Source organism: Streptomyces sp. WM4235 (assembly GCF_001279725.1).
In the GTDB taxonomy this organism is placed as follows: Bacteria; Actinomycetota; Actinomycetes; order Streptomycetales; family Streptomycetaceae; genus Streptomyces.
The window spans coordinates 15,197-31,240 of record NZ_LGDE01000181.1 but is presented as its reverse complement, the minus strand read 5'-3'; the positions used below and the strand labels follow the sequence as shown (position 1 = coordinate 31,240).

The following is a 16,044-nucleotide window of genomic DNA, read 5'->3' as shown; positions in this document are numbered from 1 at the left end:
GCGTCAGTTCGAGGAGATGAGCTTCAGCTCGGGGTGCGCGGTGCCGCCCTCGATGGCGGTGGAGGAGATGTGGGAGACGACGCGGTCGTCGACCGGGTCGTTCGCCGGGTCGTCGTGCACGACGAGGTGCTCGTACGTCGTCGCGCGCTGCGCCGGCGTGCGGCCCGCCTTGCGGATCAGCTCGATGATCTCCATGCGGTTCGAGCGGTGCTTGGCACCGGCCGAGGAGACCACGTTCTCCTCCAGCATGATCGAGCCGAGGTCGTCCGCGCCGTAGTGCAGGGACAGTTGGCCCGCTTCCTTGCCGACCGTCAGCCAGGAGCCCTGGATGTGGGCGATGTTGTCGAGGAAGAGCCGCGCGATGGCGATCATGCGCAGGTACTCGAAGATGGTCGCCTGGGTCCGGCCCTTGAGGTGGTTGTTCTCGGGCTGGTACGTGTACGGGATGAAGGCGCGGAAGCCGCCGGTGCGGTCCTGCGTGTCGCGGATCATCGCGATGTGCTCGATGCGCTCGGCGTTGGTCTCGCCCGTGCCCATCAGCATGGTGGAGGTGGACTCGACACCCAGCTTGTGGGCGATCTCCATGATCTCCAGCCAGCGCTCGCCGGACTCCTTGAGCGGGGCGATGGCCTTGCGCGGCCGGGCCGGCAACAGTTCGGCGCCGGCGCCCGCGAAGGAGTCGAGGCCGGCCGCGTGGATGCGCTGGATGGCCTCCTCCGCCGAGACGCCCGAGATGCGGGCCATGTGCTCGACCTCGGACGCGCCGAGGGAGTGGATGACCAGCTGCGGGTACGCCTTCTTGATGGCGGAGAAGTGTTCCTCGTAGTACTCGACGCCGTAGTCCGGGTGGTGCCCGCCCTGGAACATGATCTGCGTGCCACCGAGCTCAACGGTCTCCGCGCAGCGGCGCAGGATGTCGTCGAGGCCGCGGGACCAGCCCTTCTTGGTGTCCTTCGGCGCCGCGTAGAAGGCGCAGAACTTGCACGCCGTGACGCACACGTTGGTGTAGTTGATGTTGCGCTCGATGATGTACGTCGCGATGTGCTCCGTACCCGCGTAGCGCAGCCGGCGCGCGGCGTCGGCGGCCTGGCCGAGCGCGTGCAGCGGGGCGTGCCGGTAGAGGTCGAGCGCTTCGTCCTGGGTGATCCGGCCCCCTGCGGCGGCTCGGTCGAGGACAGACTGGAGAGCGGCCTGGTCGGTCACCGGTGCGTCACCTTTCGGCGGTGTGTCAAGGGTCCGGACCGATCCAGCGTACGCCGGCGGTCCTCGGGTCCGTTCAGGGGTGCGCGGGTCAACCCCGACGGGTCAGATCCCCTTCGGGGTTGCCCGCCGCCGCGTCGCCGGACCGGTAGTGCAGGGTCCCGTTCGCGTTGAGGGTGAAGCGTTCGTCGGCGGAGCCGTCGGAACACACGCCGGGCGCCGGGTTGGGGCCGTCCGTCGTGTCGAGGACCAGCGAACGGTCGGTGGCGGCGGCGAGCTTCCAGTTCCCGCTGCAGTCGGTGCCGAGGACGGGCAGCACCGACTTGTCGCGGGCGACGACCTGCCCGATCCGGCCGCCGCTGATGGTGATCTCGAACTCGCTCGACACGCCCAGGCGGGCCGTGGTGACCGTGCCCTTCCAGGTGCCGGCCAGCGCCTGCGGCACGGTGTCCCGGGCTACCGGGGACGGGGACGGACCGCCCGTGCTCGCGGTGGGCCCCGTGGCGGGGGCCGAATCCGCAGTACGCGGGGAGGAGGGCGGCGGGCCGGCCACCAGGCCCCTCTTCGCGCCCGACTGCCAGGGCAGCAGGTCCAGTCCGTACAGCCCGCCCGACAGCACCGCCAGCACGGCCGCCGCGGCGAGGACCACGGTGCAGCTGAACCGCCGGCCGGCCGCGCGCACGGAGACCCGCCGCCCGTCGGCGTCCGGCGCGGTGCGCGGCCCGGGTACGCCGCCGTCGGCGCCGTACCCCGCCCCGCCCGCGTCGGGTTCCGCGCCGTACAGCAGCCCGTACGGGGTGGTGCCGCCGGGGAAGCCGTCCGGTGCCACGCCCCCGGCGGCTACCCGCTGCTCCCCGTAGGAGGAGGCGGAGGTGAACGGCACCGGGCCCGAGGGGTACTCCGGCGCCGCCTCGTCCAGGTCCAGCAGGGCCACCGCGGCCCGGTTCGCCTCCTCGACCAGCGGGGTCGGCAACCAGCCCGACACGCCCAGGGCCCCGTCCAACGCGGCCGCGATCACCGCCGGCGAGGGTCGGGCGGCCGGCGACTTCGCCAGGCAGGCCGCGATCAGGTCCCGCAGCGGTCCGGGCCCGATCCCGCCGAGGTCCGGCGTTTCGTGGACCACCTTGTAGAGGAGGGTCGCGGAGTTGTCCCCGCTGAAGGGGGCCCGGCCGGTCGCGGCGAAGACCAGGACCGCACCCAGCGAGAACACGTCCGCCGCCCCGGTCACGGGGTTGCCGAGGATCTGTTCCGGCGACATGTAGCCGGGCGAACCGACGGAGACGCCGGTGACGGTCAGCGCGGCGGCGCCGTCCGAGGCCCGGGCGATCCCGAAGTCGATCAGGCGTGGTCCGCCCGTCGGACCGCCCGCGAGGGTGAGCATCACGTTCGACGGCTTCACGTCCCGGTGGACGAGCCCCAGCCCGTGCACCGCCACCAACGCGCGGGCCAGCCCCTCCCCGACGGCCCGTACCGAGTGCTCGGGCAGCGGGCCGTACCCCGCCACGGCCCGGTCCAGCGACGGGCCCGCGACGTAGCCGGTGGCCACCCACGGCACCGGGGCCTCCGGGTCCGCGTCCAGGACCGGCGCGGTCCACTCGCCCCCCACCCGACGCGCGGCGGCGACCTCGCGGCGGAAGCGGGCGCGGAACTCCTCGTCGGAGGCGAAGTGGGGGTGGACGATCTTCACGGCGACGGTCCGGCCGCCCGCGCTGCGCCCCAGGTAGACCCGACCCATGCCCCCCGCACCGAGCCGTCCGAGCAGCCGGTAGGCGCCGATGGTCCGCGGTTCGCCCGCTTCGAGCGGCTGCATCGCGTCCCCTCCCCGAGGTTCGTGGCTCGCTGACGGTCAACCAGCACCTTAGGGGTGTCGGCCGCCGGCCGGGGAGCTTCCATCGTGTCCGGAGTACTACCGCACCACGGCGAAGAGGGGTGGTTCGATCCGGCCGAATGCGTCGGCGCACCCGGTCTCGGCCCCTTTGTTCCGTCGGCCGTTCCGTGGGGCGTTCCTCGGGCCGTTCCACCGCCGGACGGAAATGCGAAAGGGGAACGAATTCCCGGTAAACGGAACATTCCCCTTTCCGGGATGCGGAACTCGCGCCGGGGCATAAGGCGCGTCAATGTTCCGGTACGGCCACCTTCAGGAGCTCCACCGCGACATCGGCCGCGTACCCCGATGCCGATCCCGTACGGCGCGCGAATTCCCGGACGCCGGCCAGTTGCTCGGGCCCGAAGCGGAAGTCGAGCGTGGTGAAGTAGCGCTCCAACAGTTCGGCGTCGAACGCCTCCCAGCGGGCGGCCTGCTCGGCGACCTTGGTGACCTCCTCCAGGGAGACGTCCCGGGAGGCGAGGAAGGCTTCGTGGACCTTGCGCACGACGACGGGCTCGCGTTCGAGGTAGTCCTTGCGCGCGGCCCAGACGGCGAAGACGAACGGCAGCCCGGTCCACTCCTTCCACATCAGACCCAGGTCGTGCACGGCGAGGCCGAGCCGGGGCGCGTCGTGCAGGGAGGCGCGCAGCGCGGCGTCCCCGATCAGGACCGCCGCGTCGGCTTCCTGCATCATCACCCCCAGGTCAGGGGGGCAGGTGTAGTAGTCGGGCCGTACTCCGTACTGCTCGGCGAGCAGCAGTTGGGCCAGCCTCACGGACGTCCGGGAGGTCGATCCGAGAGCCACGCGGGCTCCGTCCAACCGGTCGAGCGGAACCTGCGAGACGATCACGCAGGACATCACCGGGCCGTCGCAGCCGACCGCGAGGTCGGGGAAGGCGACGAGTTGGTCGGCGTTGCGGAGGAACTCGACGAGGGTGATCGGAGCGATGTCCAGGTCGCCCCGGACGAGCCGTTCACTCAGTTTCTCGGGGGTGTCCTTGGTCAGCTCCAGGTCCAGCAGCGTGCCGGTTCTGGCCAGCCCCCAGTAGAGGGGCAGGCAGTTCAGGAACTGGATGTGGCCGACGCGGGGCCGGCTGCGATAGACGTCCACATCGCGAGACTAGCCCCCGGCTCCGCGTCAGCGATCGGGCGGGTCTCAAACGTCCGGGTGACGTGATCTTTCCCTCTGGTCTCGGCCGCAGGGTGCATGCTAGGCTCGACGCAAGTTGCAGTTTGGTTTCCCTTGCAGTACGAGGCCTGCGGAGAATGTGACCCGCAGGCTTTTGTAGTTTTCAGACTTCTTAGCAGGTTCTGGAGCAGGGCGACCCTTTGGCCCATAGGAGGGCTCATGGCTACCGGAACCGTGAAGTGGTTCAACGCTGAAAAGGGCTTCGGCTTCATCGCCCAGGACGGCGGCGGCCCGGATGTCTTCGTCCACTACTCCGCGATCAACGCCTCTGGCTTCCGCTCCCTCGAGGAGAACCAGCAGGTCACCTTCGACGTCACGCAGGGTCCGAAGGGCCCGCAGGCGGAGAACGTCATCCCGGCCTAGTCGCCTGGCCGACCGGATCGCGGTTGGATTAAGCAGTACCCAAGGAGCCCTGCCTCCTCCGTGCGAGCGGAGGTGGCGGGGCTCCTGCCTTTCCCCCTCCGCTCTCCGGTGTGGGGGAATGCCGCTGCCCCGGTGACCGTCGAACGGTGACCGGGGCAGGGCGTTGTTCGGGAGCGGACGGGCCGGCGGACCGCCGTTACGGCTTGGCCGTCGTCGGGGTCGTGGGCGTCGGGTTCGCGGGTGTCGTCGGCGTCGTGGGTGTCGTCGGCGTCGTGGGTGTCGTCGGCGTCGTGGGCGGCACCGTCGGAGCGGCGTCGACCTTGAGCGTCAGGACCAGTTCGACCTTCTCCGGGGTGAGCACGCGCAGCTGGTAGGTGCCCGGGGCCACGCCGTCGGTGAACAGTTCCGGCAGGGCGATCCTGCCGTCGGCGCCCGTCGCGGCCAGCTCCAGGGTGGTCAGCTTCTCGCCGTCCTTGCCCTTGAAGTACGGGCCCTTGGCGGTCGCCGGGTCCACCGGGACCCACGCGTCCGTGGCCTTGTCCTTCACGACCAGGCCCGCGACGGTCTTGGTGCCGGCGATCGGCTTGCCCTTGGCGGTGGCCAGCAGCTCCACGCCCTTGAAACTGGTGCCGGTGACGACCTGGAGCGGCTTGTCGGCGCCGCTGTCCACGCGCACCAGCAGGTCCGCCGCGGGCTTCGCGAGGACGGTGCCCTTCAGCATGACCGTGAACTGGCTCGTCAGGTCGTACGCCGTGGCCCGGAAGGAGAACGTGCCCGGCTTCGGACCGGCCGTCAGCTCGGGGACGGTCGCGATGCCCTGGGCGTCGGTGGTGACGACCACGGAGTTCTTCTTGGCGGCCCGGAAGACGGTGCCGCCCGTGGTGTCGTCCTGTTCCACGGCGAACACGACCTGCTGTCCGACGGCCGGCTTGCCGTCGGCGAGCAGCGCCTTGACCTTCGGGGTCGGGGTGAAGGCGCTCCCGACCTCGGCCTTCAGCTCCGCCTCGCCGATCAGCGACAGCTTCGCGAGGCGCACGACCGGCGGCTCCGGCTTGGTGGGCGGCTTGTTCGGCGGGGTCGTCGGCTTGGTGGGCGGGGTCGTCGGCTTCGTCGGCGGCTTCTGCGGGGTGCCGCCCGTCGGCGGCCTGGTGGCCGGGGGCCTGATGACCGGCGGCCGCGGGACGGGCAGGGTGCCCGTGGGGGGCGGTGTCGGGTAGGTGCCGACGGGCGGGTTCGGGACCCCGGCGACGCCGCCTTCCTGGTACTGGCGCATGTACCCGAGGACGGCGTTCACGTACTCGCGGGAGCTGTTGTAGCTCAGGAGCGCGGCGTCGAGCTTGGCCGGGTCCGAGAGGTCCTTGTCGCCCGCGCACAGGTAGAGGCCGGTGCCCAGCGCCGCGTCGTAGATGTTGTTGGGGTCGCGTTGGCCGTCGCCGTTGCCGTCGGCGCCGTAGACCTTCCAGGTCGAGGGGATGAACTGCATCGGGCCGATCGCGCGGTCGTACTCGGTGTCCGCGTCCCACTGGCCCTTGTCGGTGTCCTTGATCTGGGCGTAGCCGTTGCCGTCCAGGCGGGGCCCGCGGATCGGACGGTCGGTGGACCCGTCGGACTTGAGCCCGTATCCGGAGGCGTGCACGGACTCGACCCGGCCTATGCCCGCCACCAGCTGCCAGGGCAGCTTGCAGTTGGGGAGCGCCGCGGCGACGGCCACTTCGGCGCGCTTGTAGGCGTCGAGGGCCGTTCCCGGTATGCCGCTCGCGCCCTCGGGGGCGCCCGCGGTCGCGGGCGGCTGCGGGTTCGCGAGGTCTTCGGGCAGGTCCAACCGGGCGTCGCCGCGGTCGGCGGCTTGGGGACTGTCCGGTGTCGGTTCGGATTCCCCCGCGCCGGCGGTCGACGGGTTGGTCACGACCGCGGCGGTGGTCAGGCTGGCCGCGAGCGCGGCCGTGCACAGGACCTTGCGTGAGGTGTTGACTACATGACGGTGAAGCGGCTTCACAGTGCGGCGATCCCCCCGAGGCGGCCGTCAGAACGTGCGGCTGGTCGAGCCGTGAATCTTCTGTCTATCAGGTATTCGGACGCGACTCGCCGGGCGCCGGGCAGATATGACACACCATTCGTCTCGGTTTCGTCATTCGTTCGGTCGGGACGGCCGGCGGGGTCGGCGCGGGCCGTTCGATCCTGCCCGAAACACCCCAATGACCCCATGTGGGCGCTCTCTTCGCCCTTTGGCCCGGTTCGGATGACGGTCGGCAGCACGGGGCGCCGGCGCCGGCCGCTCCCGGGCGGCTCGCGGCCCCGCGACCGGGGCGCCATCCCACCCTTCCCATCCCCGGCCCCACGCCCTACCCTGACGCCCCGTCAGATCTGCTGAGTGGGCATCACCGGCCTGGAGGGCACGCCATGCTGCTGCGAGGGAAGACCGTCATCGTGTCGGGGGTCGGGGCCGGGCTGGGGCACCAGGTGGCCGCCACCGTGGTGCGGGACGGCGGGAACGCCGTGCTGGGGGCGCGGACCGAGGCGAACCTGGTCAAGTCCGCCGCCGAGATCGACCCGGACGGGGCGCACACCGCGTACCTGCCGACCGACATCACGGACGAGGCACGCTGCGAGGCCCTGGTGGCGCTGGCCGAGGAGCGGTTCGGCGGGGTGGACGCGGTGGTGCACGTGGCGGCCTGGGACTCGTACTTCGGTGGCCTGGAGGACGCCGACTTCGGGACCTGGCAGCAGATCCTCGACGTGAACCTGTTGGGCACCCTGCGCATGACGCGGGCCGCCCTGCCCGCGCTGAAGCGGGCCGGCGGCTCCGTCGTGATCATCGGGACGCAGTCGGCGGTGGCGAGTCCGTCGCAGGTGCGGCAGGCCGCGTACGCCGCCTCCAAGGGGGCGCTGACCTCCGCCATGTACTCGATGGCCCGGGAGCTCGGGCCGTACCGGATCCGGGTCAACACGGTGCTGCCGGGCTGGATGTGGGGGCCGCCGGTGCAGGCGTTCGTGACGTTCACCGCGCACGGCGAGGGGGTGCCCGAGGAGGAGGTGCGGGCCCGGCTCACCGAGCGGATGGCACTGCCCGATCTCGCGACGGACGGGGACGTCGCGGACGCCGCCGTGTTCCTGGCATCGGACCGGGCACGGGCGATAACCGGCCAGTCTCTGCTGGTCAACGCCGGTGAGCTGATGCGATGACCCCCTCCACCGCCGGATCGGTGGATCGTATGCTCGGGCCATGACCACTCCGAGTGACGCTCCGACCGACAACGCGATGCGCCGCGCGCTCCGGCGGGCCCGCGACGGCGTCGCGCTCGACGCGACCGAGGCGGCCGTGCTCCTCCAGGCGCGCGGCGAGTCCCTGAAGGACCTCGCCGCCTCCGCCGCGCGGGTGCGGGACTCCGGGCTCGACGCCGCCGGGCGGCCCGGTGTCATCACGTACTCGCGCAAGGTGTTCATCCCCCTCACCCGTCTCTGTCGCGACAAGTGCCACTACTGCACGTTCGTCACGGTGCCCGGGAAGCTCCGCCGGGACGGCCACGGGATGTACCTCTCGCCGGACGAGGTCCTCGACATCGCGCGCAAGGGTGCCGCGATGGGCTGCAAGGAGGCCCTGTTCACCCTCGGGGACCGTCCCGAGGACCGTTGGCCCGAGGCCCGTGAGTGGCTGGACGCGCACGGCTACGACGACACCCTGGCCTACGTGCGGGCGATGGCGATCCGCGTCCTGGAGGAGACGGGTCTGCTCCCGCACCTCAATCCGGGTGTCCTTTCGTGGTCCGAGCTCCAGCGGCTGAAGCCCGTCGCGCCGTCGATGGGGATGATGCTGGAGACCACCGCGACCCGTCTGTGGTCCGAGCCCGGCGGCCCGCACCACGGTTCCCCGGACAAGGAGCCGGCGGTCCGGCTGCGGGTGCTGGAGGACGCGGGGCGTTCCAACGTCCCGTTCACGACCGGGGTGCTGATCGGCATCGGGGAGACCTACGAGGAGCGCGCCGACGCGTTCTTCGAGCTGCGGCGGATCCAGCGCAGCTACCACGGCATCCAGGAAGTGATCGTCCAGAACTTCCGGGCGAAGCCGGACACGGCCATGCGCGGCATGCCCGACGCGGAGTTGGAGGAGCTGGCGGCCGCCATCGCGGTGGCCCGGCACCTGCTCGGTCCGTCGGCCCGCATCCAGGCTCCGCCGAACCTGGTCGACGAGGAGTACGCGCTGCTGATCGGCGCGGGCATCGACGACTGGGGCGGGGTGTCGCCCCTGACGCCCGACCACGTGAACCCGGAGCGCCCCTGGCCGCACATCGAGGAGCTGGCCGCGCGGACGGCCGCCGCCGGCTTCGAGCTGCGCGAGCGCCTCACGATCTATCCGGAGTTCCTGGAGCGCGGGGAGCCGTGGCTCGATCCCCGGTTGCTGCCGCACGTGCGGGCGTTGGCCGACGCGCGGACGGGGCTGGCGGACGAGACGGCCGCGGTCGAGGGCCGGCCGTGGCAGGAGCCCGACGAGGGTTTCACCGCGTACGGGCGCACCGACCTGCACACCACGATCGACACCGAGGGGCGGACGGGCGACCGGCGCGAGGACTTCGATCACGTCTACGGGGACTGGGACGCCCTGCGGGAGGCCGCGGCGCCCGGGATGGTCCCGGAGCGGATCGACACGGACGTCCGGGCGGCCCTCGCCCGGGCGGCGGACGATCCGACGGCGCTGACCGACGAGCAGGCCCTCGCCCTGTTGCACGCGGACGGCCCGGCGTTGGACGCGCTGTGCCGGATCGCGGACGATCTGCGCAAGTCGGTGGTGGGCGACGAGGTCACGTACATCGTCACGCGGAACATCAACTTCACCAACGTCTGTTACACCGGCTGCCGCTTCTGCGCGTTCGCGCAGCGCCGTACGGACGCGGACGCGTACACGCTCTCGCTGGACCAGGTCGCCGACCGGGCGGCGCAGGCCTGGGACGTGGGCGCGGTCGAGGTGTGCATGCAGGGCGGCATCCATCCGGACCTGCCCGGGACGGCGTACTTCGACATCGCGCGGGCGGTGAAGGAGCGGGTGCCCGGCATGCACGTGCACGCCTTCTCGCCGATGGAGGTCGTCAACGGTGCCACCCGCACCGGGATGTCGGTGCGGGACTGGCTGACGGCGGCCAAGGAGGCCGGGCTGGACTCCATTCCGGGGACGGCGGCGGAGATCCTGGACGACGAGGTCCGCTGGGTGCTCACCAAGGGCAAGCTGCCGGCGGCGGACTGGATCGACGTCGTCTCCACGGCGCACGAGCTGGGCATCCGGTCCTCGTCGACGATGATGTACGGGCACGTGGACCAGCCGCGGCACTGGTTGGGGCACTTCCGCACGCTGGCCCGGATCCAGCGGGACGCGGTGGCCAAGGGCGTGGAGGGGTTCACGGAGTTCGTGACGCTCCCGTTCATTCACACCAACGCGCCGGTGTACCTGGCGGGGATCGCCCGGCCGGGTCCGACGGTCCGCGACAACCGGGCGGTGACGGCGATGGCCCGGTTGCTGCTGCACCCGCACATCACCAACATCCAGACGAGCTGGGTGAAGCTGGGCTCGGAGGGTGCGGCGGAGATGCTCCGGTCGGGTGCGAACGACCTGGGCGGGACGCTGATGGAGGAGACCATCTCGCGCATGGCGGGGTCGAGTTACGGCTCGTACAAGTCGGTGCGGGACCTGATCGCGGTCGCGGAGGCGGCCGGCCGGCCGGCGAAGGCCCGTACGACGCTGTACGGGGAGGTGCCCGAGGAGCGGCAGCGGGCGGCCGCGGCCTCGGACGGGCACCTGCCGGAGCTGCTGCCGATCGCGGAGTAGGCACGGAGCAGGGACGACGACGTGGCGCGGGGCCCGACCGGGATCGATCCGGGTCGGGCCCCGCTGCTCGCGACGCTGCCGGCCGAGGCGCGGGTTCAGCCGACGGACACGGTGCAGCACCTGGTCAGCGCGGCGGCCGGGGAGACGGCCAGGTAGTCGGCCAGCACGGTCTCGCGCGGGACGCCGAGGGCGGTGAGCAGGGTGGCGTTCGACCAGCCGGTGCGGTCCTTGCCGGCGGTGCAGTGGAAGAGGACGGCGCGGGCGCGGTCGGTCCCGATGCCCTGGAAGACCCGGGCGTACGCCTTCCTGCCGCCCTCGCCGGACGCCATGCTCTTCTCGGCGTCGATCATCGCCTCGGCGGCTTCCTCGGGGGTCTTCGGCAGGGCCTGGAAGGAGCCGGAGCCGGCGAAGACGTCGGCCACGACGTACGTCGCGCCGGCCGGTACGCGGTCGACGTCCTTGGTGCGCTCGTCGGTCGTGCGCAGGTCGAAGACGGTCTTCACGCCCAGCCGGCGGAGCTTGGCGAGGTCGTTGTCGGTGAGCTTGGCCAGGGCGTCGGAGCGGTGGATCTCGCCCATCTTGACCCACCGGCCGTCGGTGGTGCGGTAGCCGCCGGCGTCGCGGAAGTTGGCCGTTCCCTCCAGTCGTACGAGGCGGTCGGCGAGGCGCAGGCCCTGGCCGCGCTGCGGCTTGAAGTCGAACCACTGGCGGTCGGCGGCGGGCAGTCCCGTGACCACGGCCCGGCCTCGGGAGCCGCCCTTGGCGACGACCTTGCCGTTCGCCCGGATCTCGACGTGTTCGGTGCCGCGGGTGTTCCACCGGAGGGTGAACGCACCGTCGGCGCCGGCGGTGACCGAGGCCTCGGTGAAGGGGATGGCGGAACGGCTCTGGTGCCGGCCGTCCCGGGGGGATTCCCGGCCCGCGGCGGTGGCGGCGGGGGCCGCGACCAGGGAGGCGGTGAGGGTGGTGGCGACGACGGTCGCGGCGAGGAGTGCCTTCTTCATGTCGTCGAGGCTGTGGGCCCGCGGACAACGCCGGGTGAACGCGGTATGGCCGAAAACAACCGGGTCCGAGGTTAGTGGCAAAACGTGCCACGATTGTCTCATCCGGCGAGATCCTGTCCGGAACCATTCATATTCCGGCCGTTCTCCGGCCACTTATGGGCGGCGTGACTTACTCCTTCCGGATTCGACCGAACCTGTCCACTACAGTGCGCGCCAGAGCTTGGGGGGACGACATGGACACGATGACGACCGCGACCGCGGCCGGCACGGGAACAGCCGGTACGAACGGGGTGGCGACGTCGGTGGCGACATCGGTGGAGGTGGAGGAACCGGCGCCGACCACGCCCACGTCCGCCACCACGGACGCTCCCGCCACACAGGAGGCACGGGAGGCCCGGACGCAAACCCCGCAGGCGCAGGCACAGCTCCCGGACCAGGTGCCCGCGAACGTGCGCCCCGCCCTCTGGGGTCGGGTCGAGCAGCAGGACTTCCGCAGTCGGGTGCGCGGCACCCTGCTCGGCGCCGCCATCGGGGACGCGCTCGGCGCGCCCGTCGCCGGTCTCTCCCTCGACGGCATCCGCGAGGCGTACGGCCTGGCGGGGCTGACCGAACTCGCCGCCGCCCACGGCCGGCGGGGCACGGTCACCGCGTCCACCCAGCTCACCCTGTTCACCGTGGACGGCCTGATACGGGCCCACGTGCGCCGGGACACCGGCGGCTGGCACCCGCCGACCGACGTCCACCGGGCCTACCTGCGCTGGGCGGCGACCCAGCACGACTGGGGCCCCGACGAGCGGCGCAAGGACAACGGCTGGCTCGCCCAGGAGGAGTGGCTGTACGCCCGGCGGGGCCCGGACCGGGCGTGCATGACCGGCTTCGCCGACGAGACGCTCGGCACCCTGGAACAGCCGAAGAACCCCACCGCCCGGGACGCGGCGGCCACCGTCCGCTCGGCGCCCTTCGGGCTGCTGGTCGGCTGGGAGCCGGCGCTCGTGCTGCAACTCGCCGTGGAGTGCGCGACGCAGAGCCACGGGCACCCCACCGCGTTCCTGTCGGCCGGGGCCCTCGCGGTGATCGTCCACGGGTTGACCCGGGGCGAGTCCCTCGACGCCGCGATCCGGCGGGCCCTGGGCCTGCTGGGCGCCCGCGCCCAGCATCAGCCGGTCACGGACGCCCTCCGGCGGGCCGTCTCGGCCGCCGCCCAGGGTGAACCCAGCCCCAAGGTGGTCGAGTCGCTGTCCCCGGGCGACGGCCGCGACGCGGAGGACGCGTTGGCCGTGGCCGTGTACTGCGCCCTGGTGGCCGAGGACGTCCCGCACGGGCTGCGGCTCGCCGTCAACCACGGCGGGGACTCCACCGCCACCGGCGCCCTGTGCGGCGCGCTGTTGGGCGCCCTGCACGGGGAGACCGCCCTGCCGGCGGCCTGGTTGGCCGATCTGGAGGGGCGGTCCACGATGCTGGAACTCTCCGACGACTTCGCCCTGGAGATGACCCAGGGGCCCGCCCTGCACGGGCCCTCGGTCTCGGCTCCCGGCTGGCTGGCCCGCTACCCGCGCGGCTGACCGGACCGCCGGCGGAACCGGGCGCGCGGACCCGAACCCGAACGCGCGAACCCGGGGGCCGGGCCCGACCGGGTCCCCGCCCCGCCCGCGCCCCGTCAGGTCCGGGGGCGCGGCTCGATCCACAGGGCCTCGGCCACCGCGCACAGTTCACCGTCGGCCGTGGTCAGCGCGGTGCCCGCCGTGTACTTGCGGCCCTCGCCGCCGAGCAGCCAGGCGTACGAGATCAGGCCCGCGCCCCCGACCGGTACGGGACGCAGCAGGCGGGCCGTCAGGGCCGCCGTGACCGCGCCCGCCGGCCGGTGGGCGAGGAGGCGGCCCGCCGCGTTGCCGGGGCAGTCCAGCGCGCCCCACACCAGTTCGGGCGGCAACACCCCGTCCGGTCCGGCGAGTTCGTCCCCCGGGGTCCACGCGGCGGCGACCAGGTCCCGGCCTGGCACCCGCCCGCAGTGCAGGCGCAGTCCGGTGGCGGGGGTGCGGCCCAGACCGCAGCCGAAGCAGTCGGCCTGTCCTTCCGGCGGGTGTGCCCGGAAGGCGTCGGCGGCCTTCTCGGCCTCCTCCCGCGAGGGTGCCCGCGGCACGTCCCCGGTCGGCGGCAGGGCGGCCCGGGTCGCGCGGGCCAGCAGCACCCCGTCGGCGTCCAGCAGGGCCGTGCCGCCGTCCGGGTCCGGGGTCGGCCAGGCCGGCGCCCCGGTCGGCACGGGCCTGCGGAAGTCCACGCGTACGGCCGTCCCCTCGGGCGCCGTCCGGCCGGCCAGCAGCCCTGCCACGTAGCCGCCGAAGGCCACGCCCGGATAGCCGTGCAGTTGCTCCGGGACCGTGATCGTCCCCGTGCCGTTCATGTCGCCCATGTCGTCACCCCGCCGTGTCGAACCACCGTGTCGAACCCGTGTCGAACCTCTGCCGTCCGCACGCCGAACCCCGTACGTTGGCCGCCCCACGTCTCGGAGGTGCCTCGGCCATGCGGATCGCCGCCACCATTTTCCTCACCGACCTCACCGTCTCCCCCACCGGCCTCGCCCGCGCCTTGGAGCAGCGTGGGTTCTCCGGGCTCTACCTGCCCGAACACACCCACATCCCGGTGAGTCGGACCACACCCGCGCCCATGGGCGGGGACCTCCCGGAGGAGTACGGGCGCACCCTCGACCCGTTCGTGGCCCTCGGTCAGGCGTCGGCCGTGACGGAGCGCCTCGACCTCGGCACCGGCATCACCCTGGTGACCCAGCACGACCCGATCGCCCTCGCGAAGCAGGTCGCGACGTTGGACCACCTGTGCGGCGGCCGGTTCACGCTCGGGATCGGCTACGGCTGGAACGTCGAGGAGGCCGCCGACCACGGCGTCGAGTGGTCGGGCCGGCGCGAACTGGTCCGGGACCGGATGGCGCTGATGCGGGCCCTCTGGGCTCCGGAACCCACCGCGTACGAGGGCGTGTACGGCTCCGTCCAGGCCAGCCGGGCGTACCCGAAGCCGGTGCGGCCCGCGCGTGACCTCGGTTCCGGGCGCACGCTCCACGGCCCCCGCACCCTGATCGGCGGCGCGGCCGGCCCGAAGCTGTTCGCGGCCATCGCCGACCACTCGGACGGCTGGCTCCCGATCGGCGGCGGCGGCCTGGGCGAGTCCGTGCCGGTGCTGCGGCAGGTGTGGGAGGACGCGGGGCGCGACCCGAAGGACCTCCAGGTGGTCCCGTACGCGGTCCGCCCGAACGCGGGCAAGCTCGCGTACTACGAGAGCCTCGGGATCGAGGAGGTGGTGCTGCAACTCCCGTCGGCGGGCGAGGCCGAAGTGCTGCGCACCCTGGACGAGTTCGCCCCGTATCTCTGACCGGCCCACCGTGACCGGGATCGGCCCGCCGTCCCGGCGAGGGGGCGGGGGACCCCTGGTACGTTGACGCGTTCGACCGATCGGGTCGCGTCCACCGGGGGATCACTCATGCACACGAACCAGCGCGTCCGCCTCGTCGCCGTCGGCGCGACGGCCGCCCTCGCGCTCACGCTCGCCGGCTGTGGCGGCGGCGGTACGGACAAGGGCGATGACGCGAAGCGGGAGCAGGCGAAGCCCCCGGCGTCCGCATCCGGCTCCCCGGCCGCCTCCGGCTCGCCGACGGGCACGCCCTCGGGCCCGGCGGCCGGATCCGCCGCCGGGGGCACGGGCAAGGACTCGGCGGCCGGCAGCCTGGACGGCGCCTGGATCGCGTCGGCGACCCCGGGCATGGGCGTCGTCCTCACCGTCAACGGCAAGTCGGCCTTCCTGTCGGAGTCCGCGACCGGCATCGTCTGCGAGGGCTCCGCCGGCGGCGCGACCATCGACCTGGCGTGCCCGGCCGGCAGCAAGCGGACGAAGGGCCGGGTGGAGTCCGTGGACGCCAAGAAGCTGAAGGTCGCCTGGGCCGGCGGCGCGACGGAGACCTTCGACCGGTACGCGGCGGACCGCTTCCCGACGGCCCTCCCGACCGACCTGCCGACCGACCTGCCGAAGCTTCCGCCGAAGCCGTAGCGGAGCCCGCGGCTCGGGCTCCGCCCGCCCGGCTCAGACTCCGGTCTGGCCGTCGAGGAGTTCGCGGATGATGTCGAGGTGGCCGTTGTGGCGGGAGGTCTCCTCGACGAGGTGGAGGAGGATCCAGCGAAGGTCCACGTGGCGGCCGTCCCGGATGGTGCGGACCGCCTTCGCGTTCAGGTCGTGCTCGGCGAGCAGGGCGCGGTAGCGGGCGCTCTGCTCCTCGTACTCGGCGAGGAGGCGGGGCAGCGGGACGTCGAGCGACTGCCGCATCTCGGGGTCGGGGTCCTCCTCGGTCACCTCGGCGAAGGGCCCGACGACCTCCTCGCCGAGGAACACGACCTGGATCCAGTGGTATTCGACCCACCGAATGTGGCCGATCAGTCCGCACACCGTCATCAGGGGCGAACCGGGGAGCGGCGCCTTGCGGGCGTCCTCCGCGGAGAGCCCCTCGCACTTGGCGCGGGCCGTGTCACGGGCGTAGTCGAGGAAGGTGGTCAGCTGCGTACGCTCGTCCCAGGCGGGGGGCGTATCGGTTCGTCGTGTCATCGCG

At 72.7% G+C, this 16,044-nt stretch carries 13 protein-coding genes; 6 read left to right on the top strand and 7 right to left on the bottom strand.

Features of this window, described 5'->3' with window-relative positions; all coding sequences use genetic code 11:
* Positions 1-3: 3 nt before the first annotated feature.
* From mqnC to ADK55_RS14985, 3 genes are all read right to left on the bottom strand, one after another.
* Positions 4-1,203, bottom strand: coding sequence for a cyclic dehypoxanthinyl futalosine synthase (mqnC, locus tag ADK55_RS14995; RefSeq protein WP_053678921.1), 1,200 nt, complete (start codon positions 1,201-1,203; stop codon positions 4-6).
* Positions 1,204-1,291: 88 nt separating this feature from the next.
* Complete coding sequence (locus tag ADK55_RS14990) at positions 1,292-3,010, bottom strand: serine/threonine-protein kinase (RefSeq protein WP_053678919.1); 1,719 nt, start codon at positions 3,008-3,010, stop codon at positions 1,292-1,294.
* A 304-nt stretch (positions 3,011-3,314) separates the two neighbouring features.
* A complete protein-coding gene (locus ADK55_RS14985) occupies positions 3,315-4,178 on the bottom strand; it encodes a menaquinone biosynthetic enzyme MqnA/MqnD family protein (RefSeq protein ID WP_053678917.1) in 864 nt (287 codons plus the stop codon).
* Positions 4,179-4,415: 237 nt separating this feature from the next.
* Here ADK55_RS14985 and ADK55_RS14980 point away from each other — a divergent pair, with 237 nt between their 5' ends.
* Entirely contained in the window at positions 4,416-4,619 is a 204-nt protein-coding gene (locus ADK55_RS14980) for a cold-shock protein (RefSeq protein ID WP_015610594.1), read from the top strand.
* Positions 4,620-4,815: 196 nt separating this feature from the next.
* On the opposite strand, the gene ADK55_RS14975 is transcribed toward ADK55_RS14980, so the two are convergent.
* The gene (locus ADK55_RS14975) at positions 4,816-6,615 is read right to left on the bottom strand and encodes a lytic murein transglycosylase (protein WP_063839540.1); all 1,800 of its coding nucleotides are present in this window, start codon (positions 6,613-6,615) and stop codon (positions 4,816-4,818) included.
* A gap of 404 nt (positions 6,616-7,019) precedes the next feature.
* Between ADK55_RS14975 and ADK55_RS14970 the strand changes: the two genes are divergently transcribed.
* Positions 7,020-7,802, top strand: a complete 783-nt coding sequence (locus ADK55_RS14970; protein ID WP_053678915.1) for an SDR family oxidoreductase — start codon at positions 7,020-7,022, stop codon at positions 7,800-7,802.
* Positions 7,803-7,842: 40 nt separating this feature from the next.
* The gene (locus ADK55_RS14965) at positions 7,843-10,434 is read left to right on the top strand and encodes a bifunctional FO biosynthesis protein CofGH (protein ID WP_053678913.1); all 2,592 of its coding nucleotides are present in this window, start codon (positions 7,843-7,845) and stop codon (positions 10,432-10,434) included.
* Positions 10,435-10,529: 95 nt separating this feature from the next.
* On the opposite strand, the gene ADK55_RS14960 is transcribed toward ADK55_RS14965, so the two are convergent.
* Complete coding sequence (locus ADK55_RS14960) at positions 10,530-11,438, bottom strand: tyrosine-protein phosphatase (protein WP_053678911.1); 909 nt, start codon at positions 11,436-11,438, stop codon at positions 10,530-10,532.
* A gap of 233 nt (positions 11,439-11,671) precedes the next feature.
* On the opposite strand from ADK55_RS14960, the gene ADK55_RS14950 reads away from it, so the two are divergent.
* The gene (locus ADK55_RS14950) at positions 11,672-13,000 is read left to right on the top strand and encodes an ADP-ribosylglycohydrolase family protein (RefSeq protein ID WP_234350047.1); all 1,329 of its coding nucleotides are present in this window, start codon (positions 11,672-11,674) and stop codon (positions 12,998-13,000) included.
* A gap of 95 nt (positions 13,001-13,095) precedes the next feature.
* Here ADK55_RS14950 and ADK55_RS14945 read toward each other — a convergent pair whose 3' ends face one another.
* Complete coding sequence (locus ADK55_RS14945) at positions 13,096-13,848, bottom strand: PaaI family thioesterase (RefSeq protein ID WP_234350046.1); 753 nt, start codon at positions 13,846-13,848, stop codon at positions 13,096-13,098.
* Positions 13,849-13,958: 110 nt separating this feature from the next.
* Between ADK55_RS14945 and ADK55_RS14940 the strand changes: the two genes are divergently transcribed.
* Positions 13,959-14,819, top strand: a complete 861-nt coding sequence (locus ADK55_RS14940; protein ID WP_053678907.1) for a TIGR03619 family F420-dependent LLM class oxidoreductase — start codon at positions 13,959-13,961, stop codon at positions 14,817-14,819.
* A gap of 108 nt (positions 14,820-14,927) precedes the next feature.
* A complete protein-coding gene (locus ADK55_RS39210) occupies positions 14,928-15,491 on the top strand; it encodes a hypothetical protein (RefSeq protein ID WP_053678905.1) in 564 nt (187 codons plus the stop codon).
* Between the two features lie 33 nt (positions 15,492-15,524).
* Here the strand turns inward: ADK55_RS39210 and ADK55_RS14930 are convergent, their stop codons facing one another.
* Positions 15,525-16,040 carry a DinB family protein gene (locus ADK55_RS14930; RefSeq protein ID WP_053678903.1) on the bottom strand — a complete coding sequence of 172 codons (516 nt, stop codon included), beginning with the start codon at positions 16,038-16,040 and terminating at the stop codon, positions 15,525-15,527.
* Positions 16,041-16,044: the final 4 nt, after the last annotated feature.